19 protein-coding genes are annotated in these 18,356 nt (G+C 66.6%); 8 read left to right on the top strand and 11 right to left on the bottom strand.

Features of this window, described 5'->3' with window-relative positions:
• Positions 1–158: 158 nt before the first annotated feature.
• Positions 159–1,028 carry a LysR substrate-binding domain-containing protein gene (locus tag LZC94_01725; protein WXB15999.1) on the bottom strand — a complete coding sequence of 290 codons (870 nt, stop codon included), beginning with the start codon at positions 1,026–1,028 and terminating at the stop codon, positions 159–161.
• Positions 1,029–1,096: 68 nt separating this feature from the next.
• On the opposite strand from LZC94_01725, the gene LZC94_01720 reads away from it, so the two are divergent.
• The gene (locus LZC94_01720) at positions 1,097–2,083 is read left to right on the top strand and encodes a quinone oxidoreductase (GenBank protein ID WXB15998.1); all 987 of its coding nucleotides are present in this window, start codon (positions 1,097–1,099) and stop codon (positions 2,081–2,083) included.
• 22 nt (positions 2,084–2,105) lie between these two features.
• Here the strand turns inward: LZC94_01720 and LZC94_01715 are convergent, their stop codons facing one another.
• On the bottom strand, positions 2,106–2,942 hold the full coding sequence (locus LZC94_01715; protein ID WXB15997.1) for a DnaJ domain-containing protein: 837 nt from the start codon (positions 2,940–2,942) through the stop codon (positions 2,106–2,108).
• A 349-nt stretch (positions 2,943–3,291) separates the two neighbouring features.
• Between LZC94_01715 and LZC94_01710 the strand changes: the two genes are divergently transcribed.
• The 4 genes from LZC94_01710 to LZC94_01695 all read left to right on the top strand — a co-directional run bounded on the left by LZC94_01710 (position 3,292) and on the right by LZC94_01695 (position 5,212).
• Positions 3,292–3,498: a hypothetical protein gene (locus LZC94_01710; GenBank protein WXB15996.1), complete on the top strand. Its 207-nt coding sequence runs from the start codon at positions 3,292–3,294 to the stop codon at positions 3,496–3,498.
• Between the two features lie 57 nt (positions 3,499–3,555).
• On the top strand, positions 3,556–4,023 hold the full coding sequence (locus LZC94_01705; protein WXB15995.1) for an Hsp20/alpha crystallin family protein: 468 nt from the start codon (positions 3,556–3,558) through the stop codon (positions 4,021–4,023).
• A 191-nt stretch (positions 4,024–4,214) separates the two neighbouring features.
• Entirely contained in the window at positions 4,215–4,604 is a 390-nt protein-coding gene (locus LZC94_01700) for an Hsp20/alpha crystallin family protein (protein ID WXB15994.1), read from the top strand.
• Between the two features lie 260 nt (positions 4,605–4,864).
• Positions 4,865–5,212, top strand: a complete 348-nt coding sequence (locus LZC94_01695) for a DUF2325 domain-containing protein (protein ID WXB15993.1) — start codon at positions 4,865–4,867, stop codon at positions 5,210–5,212.
• A 28-nt stretch (positions 5,213–5,240) separates the two neighbouring features.
• Here the strand turns inward: LZC94_01695 and LZC94_01690 are convergent, their stop codons facing one another.
• Entirely contained in the window at positions 5,241–5,990 is a 750-nt protein-coding gene (locus tag LZC94_01690; GenBank protein ID WXB15992.1) for a DUF4336 domain-containing protein, read from the bottom strand.
• Positions 5,991–6,120: 130 nt separating this feature from the next.
• On the opposite strand from LZC94_01690, the gene LZC94_01685 reads away from it, so the two are divergent.
• On the top strand, positions 6,121–7,167 hold the full coding sequence (locus LZC94_01685; protein WXB15991.1) for a DUF6268 family outer membrane beta-barrel protein: 1,047 nt from the start codon (positions 6,121–6,123) through the stop codon (positions 7,165–7,167).
• Between the two features lie 23 nt (positions 7,168–7,190).
• Here the strand turns inward: LZC94_01685 and LZC94_01680 are convergent, their stop codons facing one another.
• The gene (locus LZC94_01680) at positions 7,191–8,087 is read right to left on the bottom strand and encodes a sigma-70 family RNA polymerase sigma factor (protein WXB15990.1); all 897 of its coding nucleotides are present in this window, start codon (positions 8,085–8,087) and stop codon (positions 7,191–7,193) included.
• Between the two features lie 99 nt (positions 8,088–8,186).
• On the opposite strand from LZC94_01680, the gene LZC94_01675 reads away from it, so the two are divergent.
• Entirely contained in the window at positions 8,187–8,522 is a 336-nt protein-coding gene (locus LZC94_01675; protein ID WXB15989.1) for a hypothetical protein, read from the top strand.
• On the opposite strand, the gene LZC94_01670 is transcribed toward LZC94_01675, so the two are convergent.
• Positions 8,477–9,085: a flavodoxin family protein gene (locus tag LZC94_01670; GenBank protein WXB15988.1), complete on the bottom strand. Its 609-nt coding sequence runs from the start codon at positions 9,083–9,085 to the stop codon at positions 8,477–8,479. The two genes, LZC94_01675 and LZC94_01670, sit on opposite strands and share 46 nt — an antisense overlap.
• Before the next feature lie 457 nt (positions 9,086–9,542).
• Here LZC94_01670 and LZC94_01665 point away from each other — a divergent pair, with 457 nt between their 5' ends.
• Complete coding sequence (locus LZC94_01665; protein WXB15987.1) at positions 9,543–10,418, top strand: PhzF family phenazine biosynthesis protein; 876 nt, start codon at positions 9,543–9,545, stop codon at positions 10,416–10,418.
• Positions 10,419–10,428: 10 nt separating this feature from the next.
• Here LZC94_01665 and LZC94_01660 read toward each other — a convergent pair whose 3' ends face one another.
• From LZC94_01660 to LZC94_01635, 6 genes are all read right to left on the bottom strand, one after another.
• Positions 10,429–11,853: a DUF3526 domain-containing protein gene (locus LZC94_01660; GenBank protein WXB15986.1), complete on the bottom strand. Its 1,425-nt coding sequence runs from the start codon at positions 11,851–11,853 to the stop codon at positions 10,429–10,431.
• Positions 11,850–13,268, bottom strand: coding sequence for an ABC transporter permease (locus LZC94_01655; protein WXB15985.1), 1,419 nt, complete (start codon positions 13,266–13,268; stop codon positions 11,850–11,852). The genes LZC94_01660 and LZC94_01655 overlap by 4 nt, the downstream gene beginning before the upstream one ends.
• Complete coding sequence (locus LZC94_01650) at positions 13,265–14,050, bottom strand: ABC transporter ATP-binding protein (protein WXB15984.1); 786 nt, start codon at positions 14,048–14,050, stop codon at positions 13,265–13,267. The genes LZC94_01655 and LZC94_01650 overlap by 4 nt, the downstream gene beginning before the upstream one ends.
• 212 nt (positions 14,051–14,262) lie before the next feature.
• Positions 14,263–15,870, bottom strand: a complete 1,608-nt coding sequence (locus LZC94_01645) for a hypothetical protein (protein ID WXB15983.1) — start codon at positions 15,868–15,870, stop codon at positions 14,263–14,265.
• Between the two features lie 375 nt (positions 15,871–16,245).
• Positions 16,246–17,640, bottom strand: coding sequence for an alkaline phosphatase family protein (locus LZC94_01640; GenBank protein ID WXB15982.1), 1,395 nt, complete (start codon positions 17,638–17,640; stop codon positions 16,246–16,248).
• Between the two features lie 519 nt (positions 17,641–18,159).
• Entirely contained in the window at positions 18,160–18,348 is a 189-nt protein-coding gene (locus tag LZC94_01635) for a hypothetical protein (protein ID WXB15981.1), read from the bottom strand.
• Between the last annotated feature and the right edge of the window lie 8 nt (positions 18,349–18,356).

Here is an 18,356-nt window from a genome sequence, read left to right as displayed (position 1 = left end):
ACCGGCGCGGCTCGCGGTGCCGGCGCGGCTCGCGGCGGCGGTGCGTCTCGCGCATGACCGGTGCGTCTCGCGGCGGCGGTGCGGCTCGCGCATGACCGGCGCGGCTCGCGGTGCCGGCGCGGCTCGCGGGGGAGCGACGAAGAGACGATGCGCGCGGGTTATTCTGCGCGGGTTCGAATGGCTTGCTGCAGCACCTCGAGCGCGGCATCGACGACCGGTGTTCGTCGATCGCGGGCGTACAGGCCGTATTGAACGGTCAGCGGCGCGGGGATGCCCTCGGTCACCTTCAGCGGCCGTGTAATCCCTGCGCGAATGGACTCGGGCGGGAGGAGCCCGATGCCCAACCCGTTCTCGATGGCGACCTGCAAGGCGGTCACGCTCTGGCTCGTGAAGGTCACCCGGTGCTCGCGACCGGCAGCGACCAGCGCATCGATCATGCGCCGGCGCCAAAGGCAAGGCGCGGAGAAGGCGACGAGATCGAGGGGGCGCTCGGGATCGCAAACGTGGTCCAGGGCGCAGGCCCATTGCAGCTCGACGTTCCATGCGATCAAGGCGTCGGCGACCACGGCGGAGGTCGGACCGATCAGGATGTCCATTTCGTCCTCCTGCCAAAGCCGTCCCAGCGCGAGGCTGTGCTCGACCAGCACCTCCATGTGAATGTCGGGGTAGGCGCGGTGAAGTCGGCCGAGGGCGGCGGGTAAGGTGGAGGCGGCGACCTCCTGGGAGAGGCCGATACGCACACCGCCGCGGATCTCGGTCTGACGCAGGCGCGCCATCGCCTCGTCGCTCAAGGCCAGGATGCGGGTCGCGTACCCGAGAAAGAGCTCGCCCTCCGCCGTGGGCACCACGCCGCGACCGGTGCGCTGAAACAATTGCCGTTCGAGCAGGCTCTCCAGCCGGCGCATTTGCATGCTCAACGCCGATTGGGTTCGGCCGGTCTGCGCGGCCACCCGGCTCAAGCTGCCCTGCCGGCATACCGCGACATAGGTGCGGAGAAGGTCGAGCCCGATTTGTTCCTCGGATATCATTTTCAGTGAACTCTGATGTGAGAGATATCAACCTACAATTATACCGGGTGGCACGCTATGTCCCGGGCATGAAACGAGAGACAACCAAAGCGATCCGCGTTCACCAGCATGGCGGGCCCGATGTGCTCGCCTACGAGGACGTCGCCATAGGCCGGCCGGGGCCCGGGGAGGTCCGCGTGCGCCATCGTGCGATCGGCCTCAACTTCGTCGATGTCTACTTTCGCACCGGCGAATACGTGCCCCCTAGCCTGCCGTTCACCCCCGGCAACGAGGGCGCCGGGGAGGTGGTCGCGGTGGGCGAAGGCGTCGCGGGCTTCGCGCCGGGCGATCGCGTGGCCTATGTGGAGACGCTCGGCGCATACGCGGAGGAGCGCATCGTGCCGGCGCACAACCTGGTGCACTTGCCCGAGGCCATCGACTTCGAGACCGGCGCCGCCATGATGCTGAAAGGCCTGACAGCGCAGTACCTTTTGCGCCGCACCTTTCGCGTGGAGGCGGGGCAGACCATTCTCGTGCATGCCGCGGCGGGCGGCGTCGGCGTCCTCGTCACGCAGTGGGCGAAGCACCTTGGCGCGACGGTCATCGGGACGGTGGGCTCGCCCGAGAAGGCGGAGCTCGCGCGCGCAAACGGGTGCGACCACGTCATCGAGTACCGCCGCGAGGACTTTGCCGCGCGCGTGAGGGAGATCACCGAGGGCGAGGGCTGCCACGTCGTCTACGATGGCATCGGCAAGGCGACCTTCCCGGGCTCGCTCGATTGCTTGCGGCCCTTTGGCTACTTCGTCAGCTATGGCTCGGCATCGGGGCCGATCGAGCCGTTCGACATCACGCTCCTGGCCAAGAAGGGCTCGCTCTTCGCGACCTGGCCGATTCTGTTCGCGCACCTGGCGAAGCGCGAGGACGTCCTCTCCATGAGCAAGGATCTCTTCGACGTCGTCGCGAAGGGCGCCGTCAAGATCCCCGTCCACGCGCGCTTCCCGCTCGCCGAGGTGGCCGAGGCGCACCGCCGGCTCCAAGGGCGCGAAACGACGGGCGCGACGATCTTGCTGCCGTAGTCTCCGCTCCGGCTCGGGCTCCTCACGCTTCCATTCGGGGCTCGACGTGCACGTGGACCCGCAAATAGAAGTTGTGAATATCGAGGCCGGAGAGCGGGATCACGAAGGCCGCGTCGTGCGGCGCCATGGGCGGGAGGTCGACGGCGACCACCCTCTCGGACTCCACCAGCCCTTGTCCGCCGCACCAGGAGCACCGCGAGAGCAGCGTTCGCCCGTGGCCCGCGCAGCTCGGACAGCGACCAAAGACGGGGACGCCGAGACGAATGCGCGCGCCCCGCGCAGCCTGCTCCGCCGACACGGCGATGCCGACGTTCAGCTCGTCCAGCCCTTCGCCCTTGGGGACATTCACCCCATCGAAGTTCCGGCGAATGCGATCCAGCATCGCGTCCATCGATGGCGTCGCCTGCCCCAAATCGCGGCGCATCGACACATCCGGAATGAGCGGCTCGACCGGGGTGGCGCGGGCGCGAGCTTGCGCTTCGGGTCGGGTGTGCGGCTCGGCTCGCGATCCGTGCGGCTCGGGCCGAGCTTCGTGCGGCTCGGCTCGCGATCCGTGCGGCTCGGGCCGAGCTTCGTGCGGCTCGGCTCGCGATCCGTGCGGCTCGGGCCGAGCTTCGTGCGGCTTGGCTCGAGCGGACGATTCGGTGTCGACCTGAAGTCGATGATCGTATGCCCGGCGCCGCTCGGGATCGGCCAAGACGCCGTAGGCCGCGTTGATGGCTTGAAAGAGGCTCGTCGCACCGGGGCCTACCCGATCGGGATGAAACCGCTTTGCCAGATCGCGAAAGGCGGCGCGGATGCCCTGCGCGCTCTCGCCAGATTGGACGCCCAGCACGAAATAATGATTTCGCGTTCCCATCGATAGGTCCTCCCTTTCAGGGCACGCTCGGCAAGCCCTTCCCTTCCGTCGGTACGCTCGGCCCGAAAAGTCTTTTGCATTCCAGCGCGATCGTCAAGAGGGCGCAGGCGGTTCTCGGCAGGGTGGAGCGCGTCCTTGGCGAGGCGTGCGGCCGAGCCCTTGACCGACGGAACAGGGTGATTATTCGAATGTCTGCGGTCCCGAGATGCTGGCACCGGGTCGTGCTGGTGCCGCTGGTCTCGCCGAAGCTTTGCAGGCGTGGCCGGCGTCGCAGGTGATCGCGGCATGCTGCAGAAGGTCTGCAGCCTCGCTCGGCGTGCATTTCGGCGCCGGCTCGACGGAGGCATCCATGAACACTCGAAATCCTCAGCCCTCGGACGATCCGTTTTTTCTCGACGAGCTCGTGGAGCACGAGCCCGTGGATCCCGCAATGTTGCCCGAGATCGAGCGAAGCATCGCCCACGATCGCGGAGACGACGAAGGATTGGGCCTGCGCTCGATCCTCGAGCGTCCCGACGCGCTCTCGCGCCTATGGCGCCGCTTGAATGCCACGTGAGCGACTCGTTTTTTCGAAATAGCCAATCGAAAACCCATCTTCGAAAGGAGGCATGTCATGTCCCATCGTTTCGTGAATTTCTATGGCCCGTTCTCGATGTTCGACGACTTGAGGCGCCGCATGGACCGCCTCTGGGAGGATTTCGATCAAACGTGGAGCGAGCCGGGTTGGCCCACCACGTCGCTGGCCGCCTCGACGTGGCCCGCGGTGAATCTATTCGACGCCGGCACCCAGCTCGTCGTACATGCCGACGTACCCGGCATCCGCGAGCAAGATCTGCAGCTTCACCTCGGCGGCGGCAACAACACGCTATCCATCGCCGGCGAACGCAAAGCCGAGGTCCCCGAGGGCTACACGGTACACCGTCAGGAACGGGGCGCGTTCCAATTTGCGCGCAGCTTCACGCTGCCGTGCAAGATCGATCCGGAACGCATCACCGCCAAGGTGAAGGACGGCGTGCTGCTCGTCACCCTGCCCAAGGCGCCCGAGGCGCAACCACGCCAAATCACCGTTCAGTCCCAATGATGAGCCGTCGGTACCCGACGTAGACCTACCAGGCGCAGTCGCGCCAAATCACCGTTCAGTCCCAATGATGACCCGTCGGTACCCGACGTAGACCTACCAGGCGCAGTCGCGCCAAATCACCGTTCAGTCCCAATGATGAGCCGTCGATACCCGACGAAGATCTACGAGAAGAGACGCGAAAGGAGGAACCCATGAGCACGAATCAAGGCCTGACCCGACAAGGCACCCACGCACCGGAGCGTGTGCAGCAGCGCGCGACCGTCGCGCCGCTGGTCGATGTCTACGAGAACCGTGACGAGGTGCTGCTCGTCGCCGATCTCCCCGGCGCAGCAAAGGACAGCATCCATGTGCACCTCGACAAAGGACAGCTCACCATCGAGGCAACGCGCGCGGAGACGCAGCCGCCCGGAACGCCGGTCGCCTCCGAATACCAGGCCCGAGACTACCATCGCATCTTCGCCATCCCTCAAGGCATCGACGGGGCGAAGATCGCGGCGCAGTTCGCAGACGGTGTTCTGTGCGTCCGGCTGCCCAAATCCGAATCGCTCAAGCCGCGCCGCATCGAAGTTCGGGCTGGCTGATCCCGTCGGCCTCACTCCATGTAGCTACAAGCGCCCGAAAGGGATGAGGGTCACTCCTCGTTCCCTTTTCGGGCGCAGCCATTTGCGGCGGGTCGCGTCGGAACAGGGTCAGCCAAAAACCCGAGGACACTTTGACAGCAAGCATTCCCCAGCCCCTCTCGGCCTTTGCCAAATTTGCGGGAATACGAGGTTTACGCGCAGGATCTTCGACGAGAAGCGCATCCCGGAAGTTTGGCCTTGCTCTTGCTGTTCATTGAAACATGGCACGCAACTCCGCTGATAAATACGAACGAAGCCGGGGGAACAAAACGGCCACGGCGGCGAAAGGCGCCGTGATCGTCGTCGGCGGGAGCGGTGGAATGTCCGATCGCTACCGTGAAATCGTCGAAGAGCGCGGGCTCGAGCTGCGCCACTTCGAGAAACGAGTTCCCAATGGAACGCGCGGGACCATTGGTCGCGTCGCCGCCGTGATCATCATGGTGAGCATGGTGTCGCACGCGCTTCGCGATCAGGCAAAGTCCCTCGTCCCCAACGACGCCCCCGTCGTCTACTTACGAACCGCCTCCGTCTCTGCCCTCCGGAACGCCGTCGCCTCCCTCGAGGCTTGAGCCGTTCCGAATCTTCCGAATCGAGCGCTCAGAGCCACTCGAAGGCGCGCTGGAGCACCTTGCGGCCGTCCGAGGTGACCGGCTGGCCGTGCGCGAGGAGAATGCGATCGAAGTCCCAGGCGAGCATCCGCTCGATTTGAGCGCGCGCGCCGGCGCGGTCGCGGATCAAGAGCGGCTCGAGGAACGTGGCGCCGGGCTTTCGGTTTCCAATCACCCAGGCGACCGCGCGCGTGAGCCACGACGGGTGCGTCGAAAGGTTGAAGACCGCGTCCACGCAGATCATGGAGCGGCTCGGCGCGTGAAAAAAGACGACCTCGTTCTCCAGCGGGCGCGCGCCGAAGAAGACCTGCGCGAGATCGGCGCGCCAGAGTGCGTCGGGTTCGTCGCCGAGCACGTGGTTCCAAGCCACGTCGGGCCGCTTGTCCGAAAGGCCGGGGCACGCAAAGGAGCGCGCGTCCGGGTAGGCCGCGATCCACTGCGGCACGAACAAGTGATGAAAGCGGCTCGGCGCCACGATGGCGCGCACGGGGCCGAGCGAATCGATGGCCTCGCGCATCCGTGCGTCGAGGGCCACCGGCGAGTGGACGAAAAGTCCGCCGCACGAGAGGCGCACCACCGTCATGCGGGTACCCGTCTCGAGCAAAAAGAACCGCATGGGACGCGTCGCGGTCCAGATACCGTCGCCGCACGGTTGGAGCACGTCGCGGAAGTCGTTCCCGTTCGAGTCGTTCCCAATTGCGCCGTTGGCGCCGTTCGCGTTCACGCCGTTTTGGCTCACGCGTTGAGTTGAACAGCGCCGCTCGGCAGGAGCAAGGCCGCCTCCCCTCGAGGACGCTATTTTTGGCACGGGTTGCGGTATCGAACAAAAATTTGAAACGAATGTTTGACTCCGGGCACTCACTCTCGAGATGACCATCGCGCTCACGAACTTCGCCGCCCGCAGGCACCCTCCGCAGGGCATTTCCACCCACAAACGAACGCCCAACCTACGCCGCAGGACGGCGTGCGCGCTCTCGGTAGCCGCCCTCGTGAGCCTGCTTGCCCCGTCCTCGGCGTGGGGACAAATGCCCAATCTGGTCGACGTGAGCGCGCAGTACGTGCCGAGCACGACGCTCGATCATCCGAAGCCCCTCAAGGCGCAGATCGCCACCTACACGGCGAACCTCAATGTGCCGCTGCGCCTCGGCGAAAAGACGTTCCTCTTTCCGGGCCTCGCCTACCGCTCCGACGCCATCTCCTATTCGGACAGGCCGCCGGGCTTCGTCGACCTTCGGGCGTTTCATTCGCTCGAGGTGCCGCTCTTGTTCGTTCAACTCTTGCCGAACGGGTGGTCTTTCTCGCTCCGCGCTTCGCCCGGCGTCGCGGGAGATTCGCATTTCTTCGACACCGACTTGCTGCGTTTGAGCGGGAGCGCGGTCGTGAGCCACACCTTCTCGGACCGGTTCGCGATGGGCGTGGGCGCGATGGGGACGTACATGTTCGGATCGCTCTTGCCGTTGCCGGCCGTGCGCATCGATTGGAAGCCGGTGGACGGCCTGCGGCTCGAGGCGTTCGCGCCCGCCTTCGTCAACCTCAAATACACGTTCGGCGATCGCGTGGAGATCGGCGCACGCGCGGACTTCTCGGGCGCCTTCTACGGCGTGCGCGACGATCGGGTCCGCAACGCATGGCCATGCCGCGCCGGCGCCGACGATCCGGCCACCCCCATGAACGAGGCCCAGGCGAACCCGAAGCAATGCGTCGATCACGTCGCCTATTCGGTCGGGGCCGCGGGCGGCATCCTCGGCGTGCGCATCGTGAGCTCGCTCTGGGTGACGGCCTTCGCCGGCCACACCTTCTTCCGGAGGTTCGAGCGGCAGAACAAAGACAACGATACCCTCGAGGAGGGCGAGCAGGACTTGCCGAACATGTTCATTTTCCGCACGGGGCTGGCGTGGCGTATCCCGCATAGCTGATCGACTATCGATGCCACCGCGGTTCATGCAGCCTTCGCGTCCACCACGTTCAGCCGCAGCTGGCGAAGGCGCGCGGGATCGTGAATGACGTCGATGACCGCGATGCGATCGCCCTCGATGGTGAGCGCCAGGACCAGCAAGAGCCGCCCGTGCGGCGCGATCACGGCGCCGACCTGGCCGTTCACCAGGATGGGACGGGCAAAGCGCGCTCGGTCGGCGTTGGTGCGCGTCTCCTCGGCCACCTCGCGGGCGCCGCGGACCTCGAGCGCGTGCGCATCGCCGCGCAAGGCACTGGCATCGGCGCGGCGCACCACGTCGGGTGCCAGCACGGCGAGGAGGCCATCCAGATCGCCGGAGCGCGACGCGGTGAGGAACGCGTGCACGATCGCCCGATGTCGCGCGATGTCGGCGGCGGGGGCCGCGGGTATGCCGTGCACCCTGTGGCGCGCTCGGCTCGCGAGCTTCTTCGCGGCGACGGCCGAGCGTTGGACGATCGCGGCGATGTCGTCGAAGGGCACCGCGAAGAGATCGTGAAGCACGAACGCCACGCGCTCGGCGGGCCCCAAGGTGTCGAGGACGACCAGGAGCGCGAGGCCGACGGAGTTCGCCAAAGCCGCTTCGTCCTCGGGGCCCAGGGCCGGCTCCTGCGGCGCCACGCGTTCGAGCTCGGTCGCCTCGGTGAGCTCTTCGCGCGCGCGTTTGCGTGAACGCAACATATCGAGACAAACGCGGCCGACGATGGTGGTCAGCCACCCGGCGACATTGGCGATCCCGGTCGAATCGGCGTGGCTGGCCCGCAACCAGGCTTCCTGCAGCGCATCATCCGCCTCGTGGGTCGTGCCGAGCATGCGAAACGCCACCGCCCGCAGATGGCTGCGGGACCCTTCGAAATGCGCGGCCAACGCGGCTTGATTCTCCATCGGTCACCTTTCGTGGTCGGGGTTCGTCATACCCCTGACGAGGGCGGACGGCACCTGCTCGCCCGCTCGATAGCGTGCCTTACGCACCAGGAGATGCCTATGACGGTATGGATGATTCGTTACCAGGTGGCCGAAGAGGGTGTCGCGGAGGTGATCCGCGCGGTCGAGGCGGTGTTCGAGGCTGTCCGCGCCAAGCGGCCCGAGGGCATCCGATATGCCTATTACCGGCGCACCGGAAGCACCGAGCTCGTTGCCACCCTGGAGCTGGACGGCGCCGAGAACCCGCTCTTCGGGATCGCGGCCGCGCGCGAGCTCCAAGCCACGGTGGCAAAGTGGGTCGTCGGGGAAGCCCCCGCGCCGCAGCCTTTGGATCTCCTCGGTGCCTATGGCTACGACTCCCTGCCCGAGGCAGCGCGCCGCCCACGCACGAATTGAACCGTGGTCTCCGCGACCCGGCGGCCCAAATGCTCCGCCGTACGCAGATCGGCCCCGGGCGGCGCCACGTCGGGCCCCTGATCGACGTTCGATTGTGCGCCCGCACCCAGCCAGAAGCCGAGCCGATTCAGATCGTCCTCCGATCCCACGCTGGAGTTGTTGGCGGGGGGAAGGCCGAGGTTCACCCAGTGCATCCCATGCTGGGCGGCGAAGAGGGCGATCTGAATCAAGGTCGCGAGCTTGTCGCCGGAGCGGGCGCCCGAGTTGGTGAAGCCGGCGGCGATCTTGTCCTTCCATCCAAAGCCTTTGGCCATGACGGTGTGCGAGCTCGCCTCTTGAAAGGCCTTGAACCGCGCCGATACGCTGCCCACGTACGTCGGCGTGCCAAAGACGATGGCGTCGGCCGCAGCGAGATCGTGCCAACGCGTTTGCGCGTCCTCGACGCTCAAAAGCAGGGCCTCGGCGCCCGGTACTTGCTCGATGCCGGCCTTCACCGCCTCGGCTTGCCGCGCGGTATGGCCGTTGCCGCTGTGATACACGATGATGATGCGGGGGCTCGACATGAGCGATTCTCCTTCTTCGTTGCGGTCGCCGCCGGGATGGAGCGATTCGTCACTGCTCTGACGAAGCGCGGCGAACGAAGGTGACCGCCGGAGCGCTTTCCGGAGAAACTTCGGCTGTACTGCTCGGAATCGTTCGGATCTGTGCCTTCAATTCGAGCGCGCGACGCTCCATGTTCGTCTCGCGGGCGATTCGGCGGTGACCGCCGGAGCGCTTTCCGGAGAAACTTCGGCTGTACTGCTCGGAATCGTTCGGATCTGTGCCTTCAATTCGAGCGCGCGACGCTCCATGTTCGTCTCGCGGGCGATTCGGCGGTGACCGCCGGAGCGCTTTCCGGAGAAACTTCGGCTGTACTGCTCGGAATCGTTCGGATCTGTGCCTTCAATTCGAGCGCGCGACGCTCCATGTTCGTCTCGCGGGCGATTCGGCGGCACGCGGGATCGCGAAAAAGGAGCTGCCATGTCGTTTCGTTGCAAATGGGTCGATGTTTTTACCGATAGGCCGTTCGCGGGGAACCCCGTCGCCGTGGTGCTCGGCGCCGACGAGCTCGACGGGGCGCAGATGCAGCGCATCGCCAATTGGACGAACTTGTCCGAGACCACGTTCCTCCTCCGCCCCACCCGGCCCGAGGCCGATTACCGGCTTCGCATCTTCACGCCGCGCGAGGAGGTCCCCTTCGCCGGCCACCCGACCTTGGGCAGCGCCCATGCCGCCATCGAAGCGGGCATCGTCACGCCGAGAGAGGGCACGCTGGTCCAAGAATGCGCCTTTGGGCTGGTGCCCATCGCGGTGACCGGCGAACGAAACGAGCGGCTCGTGTCGTTCGAGGTGCCGGCTTCCCGGGTGCGCACCTTGGATGCGCGCGAGATCGCGGAGCTGGAAGCCATCCTCGGCGCGCCGCTCGATCGCACGGCCGAGCCCCGCTTGGTGGACATGGGCATCCGCTGGACGGTGGCGCGGCTCGCAGATGCCGCAACGGTGTTGCAATTGCGCCCCGATCTCGTGCGCATGGCCCCGTTCGACCGCGCCTTTGGCGCGGCCGGGGTCATCGCCTTCGGACCGTATCCGGCCGGGAGCGATCCGGCCATCGAGGTGCGCGCCTTCACGCCGACCCATGGCGTCGCCGAAGATCCGGTATGCGGGAGCGGCAACGCCAGCGTGGCGGTTTTTCTGCGCGAGACGGGCGCGCTCGGCGCATACGGTGGGGGGTATCGCGCGTCGCAAGGCTCCAAGGTCGGCCGCGATGGGCGGATCCGCATATCCATTCAGCCCGATGGGAGCATCCACCTCGCCGGACAGTGTGTCACCTGCGTGGACGGTACGTTGATCGGATAAACCCGCGAAGCTACGACCGCGCGTGGCGCTCGAAGTGAACGGCCGCGGTGACACCGCGAAAGGCCGCGAGCAGGGCCACCGCCAGCCATAAGGCGAGCGTGCACGAGGTCCAAAGGCGATCGGAGACGTCGACGTCCCGAAAGGTGAACGTGGGGCGTTGGGCGAGCGATTCGGCGGTCAGCGCTTCGCGGCGAGCGACCTTGGTGTCGAAGTACGCGGCAAAACGGCTTTGAAATTCGGTGACCTGCTCGACGAAGGCATCGCTTCGCTCGCGGCTCGTCCCCGCGAGATCGTCGAGCAGGCGGTCGAGCACCACCACCGGAGATGCAGCCGACAAGCACCCCACCAAACGGCGTTGCTCGGCCAGCGCGGTACGATAGCGCGCTTCGACCGGCGCGCGCGCCGCGCGAACGCGCTCCGACACGGCGACTTGGCGCGCGTAAAAGTCGTTGGGATCGGCGCGAACGCCATCGTGGGACAGCTCGGGATGGTCTTCGTAATAGCGCGCGAGCAGCCCGCTTCCTTCGAGGGAGGCGCGGCGCGTGGCCTCGCGCACGAGGATGGTGCGCTCGATGCGCGATGGAATGGGCACCCGCGCGTCCACGAGCGCCGCGAGGGCGACGGGCGCGATCACGACCAGGACCAACCACGCCGCCAGGGCCGCGAGACCGCCGGCCGCCGACGTGCGCACCAGGCCCTGAACGGCGAAGGCGACGCCGATCCAGAAGAGCGCGTACACGCCAATAGCGAACGCGGCGAGCGCGAGATCGACGGGCGCCGCAAAGCCGGACGGAGACGCGGACGCCGCCGCGGCCGACAGCACCAGGGTCGCGACGGCGATGAGGATCAACGGCAAGGTGCGCACCAGCGCGCGGCGCACATAGATGCGGACGGCGTGGGTTCCCTGCGCGAGCAGCAGCCGAAGCGCGCCGCTCTCGCGATCGCGGGTCACGACGTCGAAGGTCAGCGCCAAGATGAACAGCGGCAGCAGCACCACGACCACGAACGCCAGATCGAACGAGCCAATGCCCGCCAGACGGGGATTGTCGATGTCGTTCATGGAGCGATCGAGCGCCCCGCCGAGGGTCGATACCGAGACGACCTTGGCGCCCGTCGTGCGCAGCGCGGCCAGCGGCTCGGCGGGGAGAAAGGCGTAGGTCGCCGCGCGGTTCCGGCCGACGGAGCCGGCGTTTCGTGGATCGCGCCAGGGCTCGACCGGCTTGGGCGCGCTCGTGAGATCGCCGTGAAGCGCGGCGATGCGCGCGGTCTCCTCGCCTTCGAGCTCGGCGCGAAAGGTGCTCGCGCGAAGTACGCTGGATACGCCTTGCGCGAGCGCCACCGCGCACACGACGGCAAAGAGAAGATACGCGACGCCGGCCGCGCGATCGCGCCGCACGAAGAGCCACTCGGCCCGCAGGATGGCCGCGGTCTTCATGTCGCCACCTCCAGCCGGCCGTGACGGCGCAGCACCCACTCGGACGCGGCGAGGACGCCGAGGCACCAAACGAACAGCACGGCCAGGGACGACCACGCATACGCGAACGCGAACTTCGGGGCCGGCGGCACATATTGAAACGGAGCAACTTGGGACCAGAGCGCCTCGTCGGCGGAGGTCGCCCCGTCCTTCGCAGGCTTGTGATCGATCAGGTACGTATTCATGCGCCGCACGAGCTCGCGACGGTGCCGTTCCGCGGCATCGACGAAGTCGTCGACGTGCCGGCGATCGGTGCCCGACACGGCTTCGGACCACCGCGCCATGGCGAGGCCGACGAGCCCGAGGCTGGCGCCATCGAGCCACGCCTCTTGGGCGGCGAAGCGGGCGCGGAGCGCTTGGCGGTGCTGTTCGTAAATGGCTTGGTCGTGCTCTTCGCTCGTTTGAAGGCTCAATCCGCGAAAGTCGATGGGGAGCTCCTCCTCGGTGCGGACGCCGTACCGGCGGAAGGTCGCGGCGAGCAGCTCCTCGTCGCGCCGATCTTCGCCCTCCGCGTCCAGATCGCGCTCGAGCGCGGCGGCCTCCGCCGACGCGAGCGGAAGCGGGGCTTCGATGCGGGCCACGTAGGCGGCGATGCGAGGTCCCGCGAGGAACACGAAGCTCCAAATGGCAAGGAGCGAAACCAATGCGCTCCGCGACGTTCGGGCGGCGGCCGACACGGTGAGCGCAATGCCCACGAGGATGAACGTGTAAAGACCATATCCGATCAGCAGCCCCATCGCGCGCTCGGCCGATACCGGGATGTGCGCCACCCGCGCGCCGGCGAGGCTCGCGGCGCCGGTGCAAAAAAGCACCAAGGTAAAGAGCACGCCCAGCGCCATCGCTTTTCCCCAGAAGACGGCGCGGAGCGAGACCCCTTGCGCCAAGAGGAGCGCCAAGGTGCCGCGCTCGCGCTCCCCGGCGATGGATGGCGCGACGAGGACGAAGACGATGAGCGGAAGGAGCGTCTGCAGGAGCGCGGCCGCGGAGGAGCGCCCCAGGCGGGTCAAGCTCGGGGCATCGTCGGCGGGGGCGTCGCGAAGATCGTTCGCCTTGTGCGCCTCCAGGTAGACCGAGGTGCCTTGAAAGGCGTGCACACCGGGGTCGAACAGGGACAGGGCGCCCAGCGGCCGGAACGCATAGACGCCGAAGTGCGCGGCCGAGTGGGGGTTCTTGGCGCCTTGCGAGAGCCACTGTTCGTACGACTGGGATTGTGCGCTCGCCTGAACGCGCTCGTACTCGCGCGCGTTCGCGGCAGAGGCGAAGACGGCGAGCCCCGCGAGCAGGACGAAGATGGCCGCGGCGCCGGAGACGCGCCCGTCGCGGTACGAAGCGCGGAGCTCGTGCCACGCGATCCACGGCACGCGCAGGGTGCTCATTGCATTTGCTCCAGGTAGATGGCCTCGAGCCGATCGGCGGCCACGTCGCGGGCCCGCAGCTTGGAGACCAGGCGGCCGCCCCGCATGATGCCGATGTCGTGGGCCAAGTCGTGCGCGCGAAAGAGATCGTGGGTCGCCATGAGCACGGCGATCCCCTTCGCGGCGAAGTCGCGCAGGACCGCGCAAAACTCGTTGGCCGCCTTGGGGTCCAGCCCCGAGAGCGGCTCGTCGAGGAGCAGCGCGCGCGCGCCCTTCGCGAGCGCAATGGCGAGGCCGACCTTCTGGCACATGCCCTTCGAATACGTCCCCGTGCGCCGGTGCGCTTCCGCCGCGCCGAGGCCCACGCGCTGCAAAACGTCGAGGAGCTCCGAGGTGCCGAGCGCGCCGTGTCCGGTGGCGCGGTGGAAGTACTCCAGGTTCTCCAGCCCCGATAGATGTGGGTACAAGGAGAGCCGGTCGGGCACGTACGCGGCCGCGCGGCGCGCGCCCTCGAGATCCGTTCGAACGTCGCGGCCATCGATGGCCGCGCTGCCGGAGCTCGCCGCGAGGAGCCCCAAGAGCAGGTGCACGGTGGTGCTCTTGCCGGCGCCGTTCGCCCCGAGGAGCGCGAGAATCTGGCCGCGGGGCACCTCGAACGACACGCCGTCGAGCGCCACGAGCTCGCCGAACCGCTTCGAGAGGCGCTCCGCGGCGATGGCGGGCGGGGTGAGCTCGGCACCGCCGTTCTTCTCGCGCTTCCCGCGACTGTCCTTTTCGCTCCTCGTTGAATCGACGTGCGCCATCCGTGTACCTCGTCTGTGGGGGACGGGTACACGCTTGGCACAAGCTCGTATCAAATGCAACTCGATTACAAATGCGTTGCCGTCGACGAGACGCGACATTTTGTCGCGCCCCAAAGGATCGGAGACGTGCTCGGTGGCGACGGCCCGCGCGCGACCCTCGCGAGGCGGGTGCCGATCGCCCGCGCGCGACCGCGCGAGACGGCGGGCCGCCCTTACGGAGCGCGATCTTGCGGCAAGCTGTTGCCGACCCCGGCTACGGCGGGGCGGGCCGAGCTACCCGCGCGATAGAGCAGATCCTGCCATACGATGGGCGCGCGCGTGGAGAACGCGCTCGAGAACGACGTCACCACGGCACCGCTCCGCGACAGCTGAAACTGCGGGCGGTCGTTGGCCGCGAGCGGCGCCTCGACGAACTGCAGGCCGGCGGCGACATCGGCCTTCGAGGCGACGCCGCCCGAGGTGATCTGGATGCGCCCGGCCGACTTCAGCATGCCCAGCACGAACACGCGATCCACGAACGGGACGTTGTTCTTCGAGGCGGTGATGGCGGGTTGCTTCTGCGGATCGGGGCGCTCGGTGCTCTTGTGCATGCGGTGCGCGTAATAGAGCACGTCGCGCACGATGGCCGGCTTGCGGCGGGTCTTGAACCAGGTCGCGTAATAGGCGGTCAGATCGTAGAAGGCATATTGCGTCGCCGTGTTGGGGCGCAGCGCATGGCCCTCGCCGTGATCGTTCCACGTGAGGATTTGAACCATCTTCACGCCGGAGTCGATGGCCGCGGTCCAGCTGTTGTATTGGCTCTTGAAGCCCGCCGTCTCGGTGCTGATGGAGTCCGCGGGGCGATTGTCGGTGTGGCTGACCGGTGGAGAATAGGGAACGCCGTTCGCGTCGCCCCACGACTTCAATTGCGCGAGCCCCGCGCGCCCGTCGTTGGTGTACGGCAGGTTGTCCCATCGGGAGAAGGTGGCGCCGGCCATGAAAGGCTTCAGCGCGTTGCAGTTGGCGGCCGAGGGATCGAGCAAGGTACCCCACAGCACGGCGCGGATCCCGTGGACCTTCTCCAGCTGATCGAAGAACTGCTGGTACCACGACGCGGGGAGCGCCTCCGGCCGGTAGCTGCCGACGACGTATTTGCCATTCAGCTTTCTCCACGACGCGCGATCCTTGAACGCCGCGAGCTGGTCCGCCCGCAGGCGCGGCTCGTTCTTGCCGCTGTTGCTCGCGAGGATATGGCTATCGATGTTGGGAATGACGTAAAACGGCGCGCTGGGGTTGGCGAGGTCGAACTCGTCGGCGGCGTCGAAGAGGTCGGCGAGCTTCTTCCAGCGGCGATCGCTGGGTGGGAACCAATAGTTGAACAAGAACCCATCGATGCCCGCGGCCGCCGCCGTGGTGATGTCCGTCTTCATATCGCGCTTGCCGTAGTCGGGCTCCGTCGCCGGCACCGGCAGGAGGGGGACGGGCCGGTCGCGCAGCCGCCCGCCGACGGACGCAAAATCGCCCGCGGGCTGGAGCCATTTGCCGTAATGGTCGGTGTATTGGCCGCCGCCCAGGTTATCGTAATAGCGCAGCGGATAATCGTGCCAGTGGGCGAACACCTTGTATTCGCTTTTGGCGAGCTCGGTCCGAGCGGGCATGTCGAAGGGCAACGTTTCGCCGCCGAGCTCCGGCGACTCCGAGTCTGCACCGGGTGTTGCTCCCGGCTCCGCCGATTCCAACTCCGAGGAGGACGAGGAGGAGCACGCGGACACGCTCAATGCACTTGCGACGAAGAGACCAACGAGACCGAAGTTCGGTCGAATGAACCAGGGCGATTTCAAATCGGTGAGCTCCTTTTCGCACGACGCCGGTGCGAGACGCGTGCCGCGTTCTCGCCCGACATCGTACGACGTGCACTCCATCACCGAAACTCGCCGAAAACGCAAGACGACCCGCGGTCATTTGCGCGCAGTTTCCATCGGGGATCCATTCATTCACGGACATCCGGACCGTGAACATCGCAAGGAGCCGTTCACCCGCGCGGTCTTTTTCGCCCGTCCGAGGTTCGTTCTTCGTTTGCCGATGGTGGCAACGTTGCAATCGTACATTACCGTGTTGCGCGATAAAGGCAACCTGGTCATCGGTATTTTCTTCGCGTCGCGCGCGCCGCCCCTCGTCTTCGAGGGGCGGGCTTCTGGACGGAGGCGGCGTCGATGCTAGCGCGCGAGGGTGATGGCGCGGAGCCCTTCGGCGTGCTCGAGCCAGCTCTGAACGCGCGCGTCGTGCGGGCGGCGATCGATGCGGTCGCGCGGAATGACGCCTTTGGCGATCATGGCGTCGAGCTCCGGCTGGCCGCTGGTGCCGATGGTGGCGAGCGCGCGAACGTCGACGTGGGTCACGGGCGGGTTGCGCGGGGGTGCGGCGGGTCTCTTGTATTTGTTGGGGTCGAGGACGTCGGTCAGCAGATTGGCCTTGGACGAGCGGGTGGTCAGGGCCGGGAGACCGAAGCGCGCGGCCACGGTGGCGAGCACGGAGGTGTGGTCGTACTGCACGGTGCTCAGGTAGCCCTTTTTCACGGTGGGCCCGGCGATCATGGCCGGGATGCGAAAACCAAACTGGCGAAAGTCCGGGTGATCGTCGGGCGCCACGGGCGGCGGCACATGGTCCCAGAATCCACCGTGCTCGTCGTAGATGATGACCAAGAGGGACCGGCCCCACTGCGGGCTGGCGGCGAGCGCATTGTACACGCTGGAGACGAAAGCTTGCCCGAGCCGGATATCGTGCGCCGGGTGATCGTCGGATACGAGCCAGTCCGGATCGATGTACGAGAGGTTGGGCAAGGTGCCCGCCTTGGCATCGGCGAAGAAGTCGTCGATGTCGGTGAAGCGCGTGACGCCGAGCTTCAGCGGCATCAACCCCCAACAGAAGGGTGCCAGGCCCGCGTAGTAGTTGGCGGACGAGCGGCCCGCCGCCCGCATCTGCTCCCAGATGGTCCGCGGCGCATTGAACCAGAGGGGCGTGTTGTCCTTCTTTCCAACCGACGTACCGGCGTGGAGGTAAAAGCGGTTGGGCCACGTGGGGCCCATGACGGACGCAAACCAGTGATCACAGACGGCAAAGTTGTCCGCCAGCCAGTAATAAAATGGCAATTGGCTGCGGTCGTAATAGGCCATCACCTCTTTTTGATTCGGCCCTTGGTGCGCGATGACGAATCGGTCGTTCTTGCCGTCGTTGAACTGCGAGTGGCTCGCGTCGAAGCCGTGCGGCGGATCCTCCAAGGTAAAATCGTCGGTCTTGTAAATCCGAACCAACGACCCATCCGGCGCCGGGTTCGTCTCGTCGCCTGTGGTGCCCGAAACCCGATTTGCGTTCACATAGGCGGAGTCCCGCTTGAGGGAGCCCAAATAGTGGTCGAACGTACGATTTTCCATCATCACCACGACGATGGTGTCAATCTCGCCGAGCATCTCGGCGCCCGTGGGCTGGGGGCCCAGCGCGCTCTGCTCCGCATCGCTCTGCGATGAATCCGTCGAAGGTGCATCGTCGCCCGAGGTGCAGCCAATTCCTACGGCCCCGGCGCCGAGAATCTGAAGAATCTGCCGACGCGTCATTCCATCCATGATCGCCTCCCGGAAAGGGCACGAACTCTCGCGTGCTCTTGTGAAGTCGGAGTGACCACTGTGCAACCAGTTGCACGTCGCTGCACGCATTATACGAGCAGAAGCGCAGAGCGCGCACCGCCATCACGTCATCAATGGAGACGGGCGGGATAACGCCCGAACATCGGGATCGGGCTCGCCTGCTCGGTCGTCCAGCACGATGTGGGCGATGGGAATGCCCTTCGATCAAGCTCGCGGGCCATGGATTGTGCAAAGGAGCGCAGGCCCGCGCTGGCGGCGGCCAAGGCCGCATGTTCGGGCTCGATGCGCAACGAGGTAGCGTACGAATACCGGTTGGCGACCTTCCGAGTCGATGCGCGTAAAAGAGCGAAAAAAGAAGCCAGAGAAGCCAGAGAAGCTAGAGAAGACGGAGCAGCGGCGGCGGCCGTGCCATCGGGCGCGTGGTCCACGTGCGGTCCTTCGTTTGCACATCGCGCGGCCAGCGCGGCCGCGATGCTGCCCGCAGGGTGCTCACCGCCGATGACGGCGCACGCTGGTGCGGCCACCGGAAGCGTGAATCGAGCGTACGATAGTATCGAACTTGGCGGATGTGCGCCCCACTACATAGATATGCAATTGCTCCGCTGCAAAGTTCGTCACCGTGCCAACGGTCGTCACCGCGTGCCAGCGGTCGCCCCGCATGCCGACGGTCGTCACCACGTGTCAAA

The organism is Sorangiineae bacterium MSr11954, from assembly GCA_037157815.1.
GTDB lineage: Bacteria > Myxococcota_A > Polyangia > Polyangiales > Polyangiaceae > Pendulispora > Pendulispora albinea.
The sequence above is the reverse complement of the archived record's forward strand: the minus strand, read 5'-3'. Positions and strand labels throughout refer to the sequence as shown.

Excerpts from the sequence above, each read along its gene's own strand:
- LZC94_01725 (WXB15999.1), bottom strand. The coding sequence starts at position 1,028 with ATGATATCCGAGGAACAAATCGGGCTCGACCTTCTCCGCACCTATGTC.
- LZC94_01720 (WXB15998.1), top strand. The coding sequence starts at position 1,097 with ATGAAACGAGAGACAACCAAAGCGATCCGCGTTCACCAGCATGGCGGG.
- LZC94_01715 (WXB15997.1), bottom strand. The coding sequence starts at position 2,942 with ATGGGAACGCGAAATCATTATTTCGTGCTGGGCGTCCAATCTGGCGAG.
- LZC94_01710 (WXB15996.1), top strand. The coding sequence starts at position 3,292 with ATGAACACTCGAAATCCTCAGCCCTCGGACGATCCGTTTTTTCTCGAC.
- LZC94_01705 (WXB15995.1), top strand. The coding sequence starts at position 3,556 with ATGTCCCATCGTTTCGTGAATTTCTATGGCCCGTTCTCGATGTTCGAC.
- LZC94_01700 (WXB15994.1), top strand. The coding sequence starts at position 4,215 with ATGAGCACGAATCAAGGCCTGACCCGACAAGGCACCCACGCACCGGAG.
- LZC94_01695 (WXB15993.1), top strand. The coding sequence starts at position 4,865 with ATGGCACGCAACTCCGCTGATAAATACGAACGAAGCCGGGGGAACAAA.
- LZC94_01685 (WXB15991.1), top strand. The coding sequence starts at position 6,121 with ATGACCATCGCGCTCACGAACTTCGCCGCCCGCAGGCACCCTCCGCAG.
- LZC94_01680 (WXB15990.1), bottom strand. The coding sequence starts at position 8,087 with ATGGAGAATCAAGCCGCGTTGGCCGCGCATTTCGAAGGGTCCCGCAGC.
- LZC94_01675 (WXB15989.1), top strand. The coding sequence starts at position 8,187 with ATGACGGTATGGATGATTCGTTACCAGGTGGCCGAAGAGGGTGTCGCG.
- LZC94_01670 (WXB15988.1), bottom strand. The coding sequence starts at position 9,085 with ATGTCGAGCCCCCGCATCATCATCGTGTATCACAGCGGCAACGGCCAT.
- LZC94_01665 (WXB15987.1), top strand. The coding sequence starts at position 9,543 with ATGTCGTTTCGTTGCAAATGGGTCGATGTTTTTACCGATAGGCCGTTC.
- LZC94_01660 (WXB15986.1), bottom strand. The coding sequence starts at position 11,853 with ATGAAGACCGCGGCCATCCTGCGGGCCGAGTGGCTCTTCGTGCGGCGC.
- LZC94_01655 (WXB15985.1), bottom strand. The coding sequence starts at position 13,268 with ATGAGCACCCTGCGCGTGCCGTGGATCGCGTGGCACGAGCTCCGCGCT.
- LZC94_01650 (WXB15984.1), bottom strand. The coding sequence starts at position 14,050 with ATGGCGCACGTCGATTCAACGAGGAGCGAAAAGGACAGTCGCGGGAAG.
- LZC94_01640 (WXB15982.1), bottom strand. The coding sequence starts at position 17,640 with ATGACGCGTCGGCAGATTCTTCAGATTCTCGGCGCCGGGGCCGTAGGA.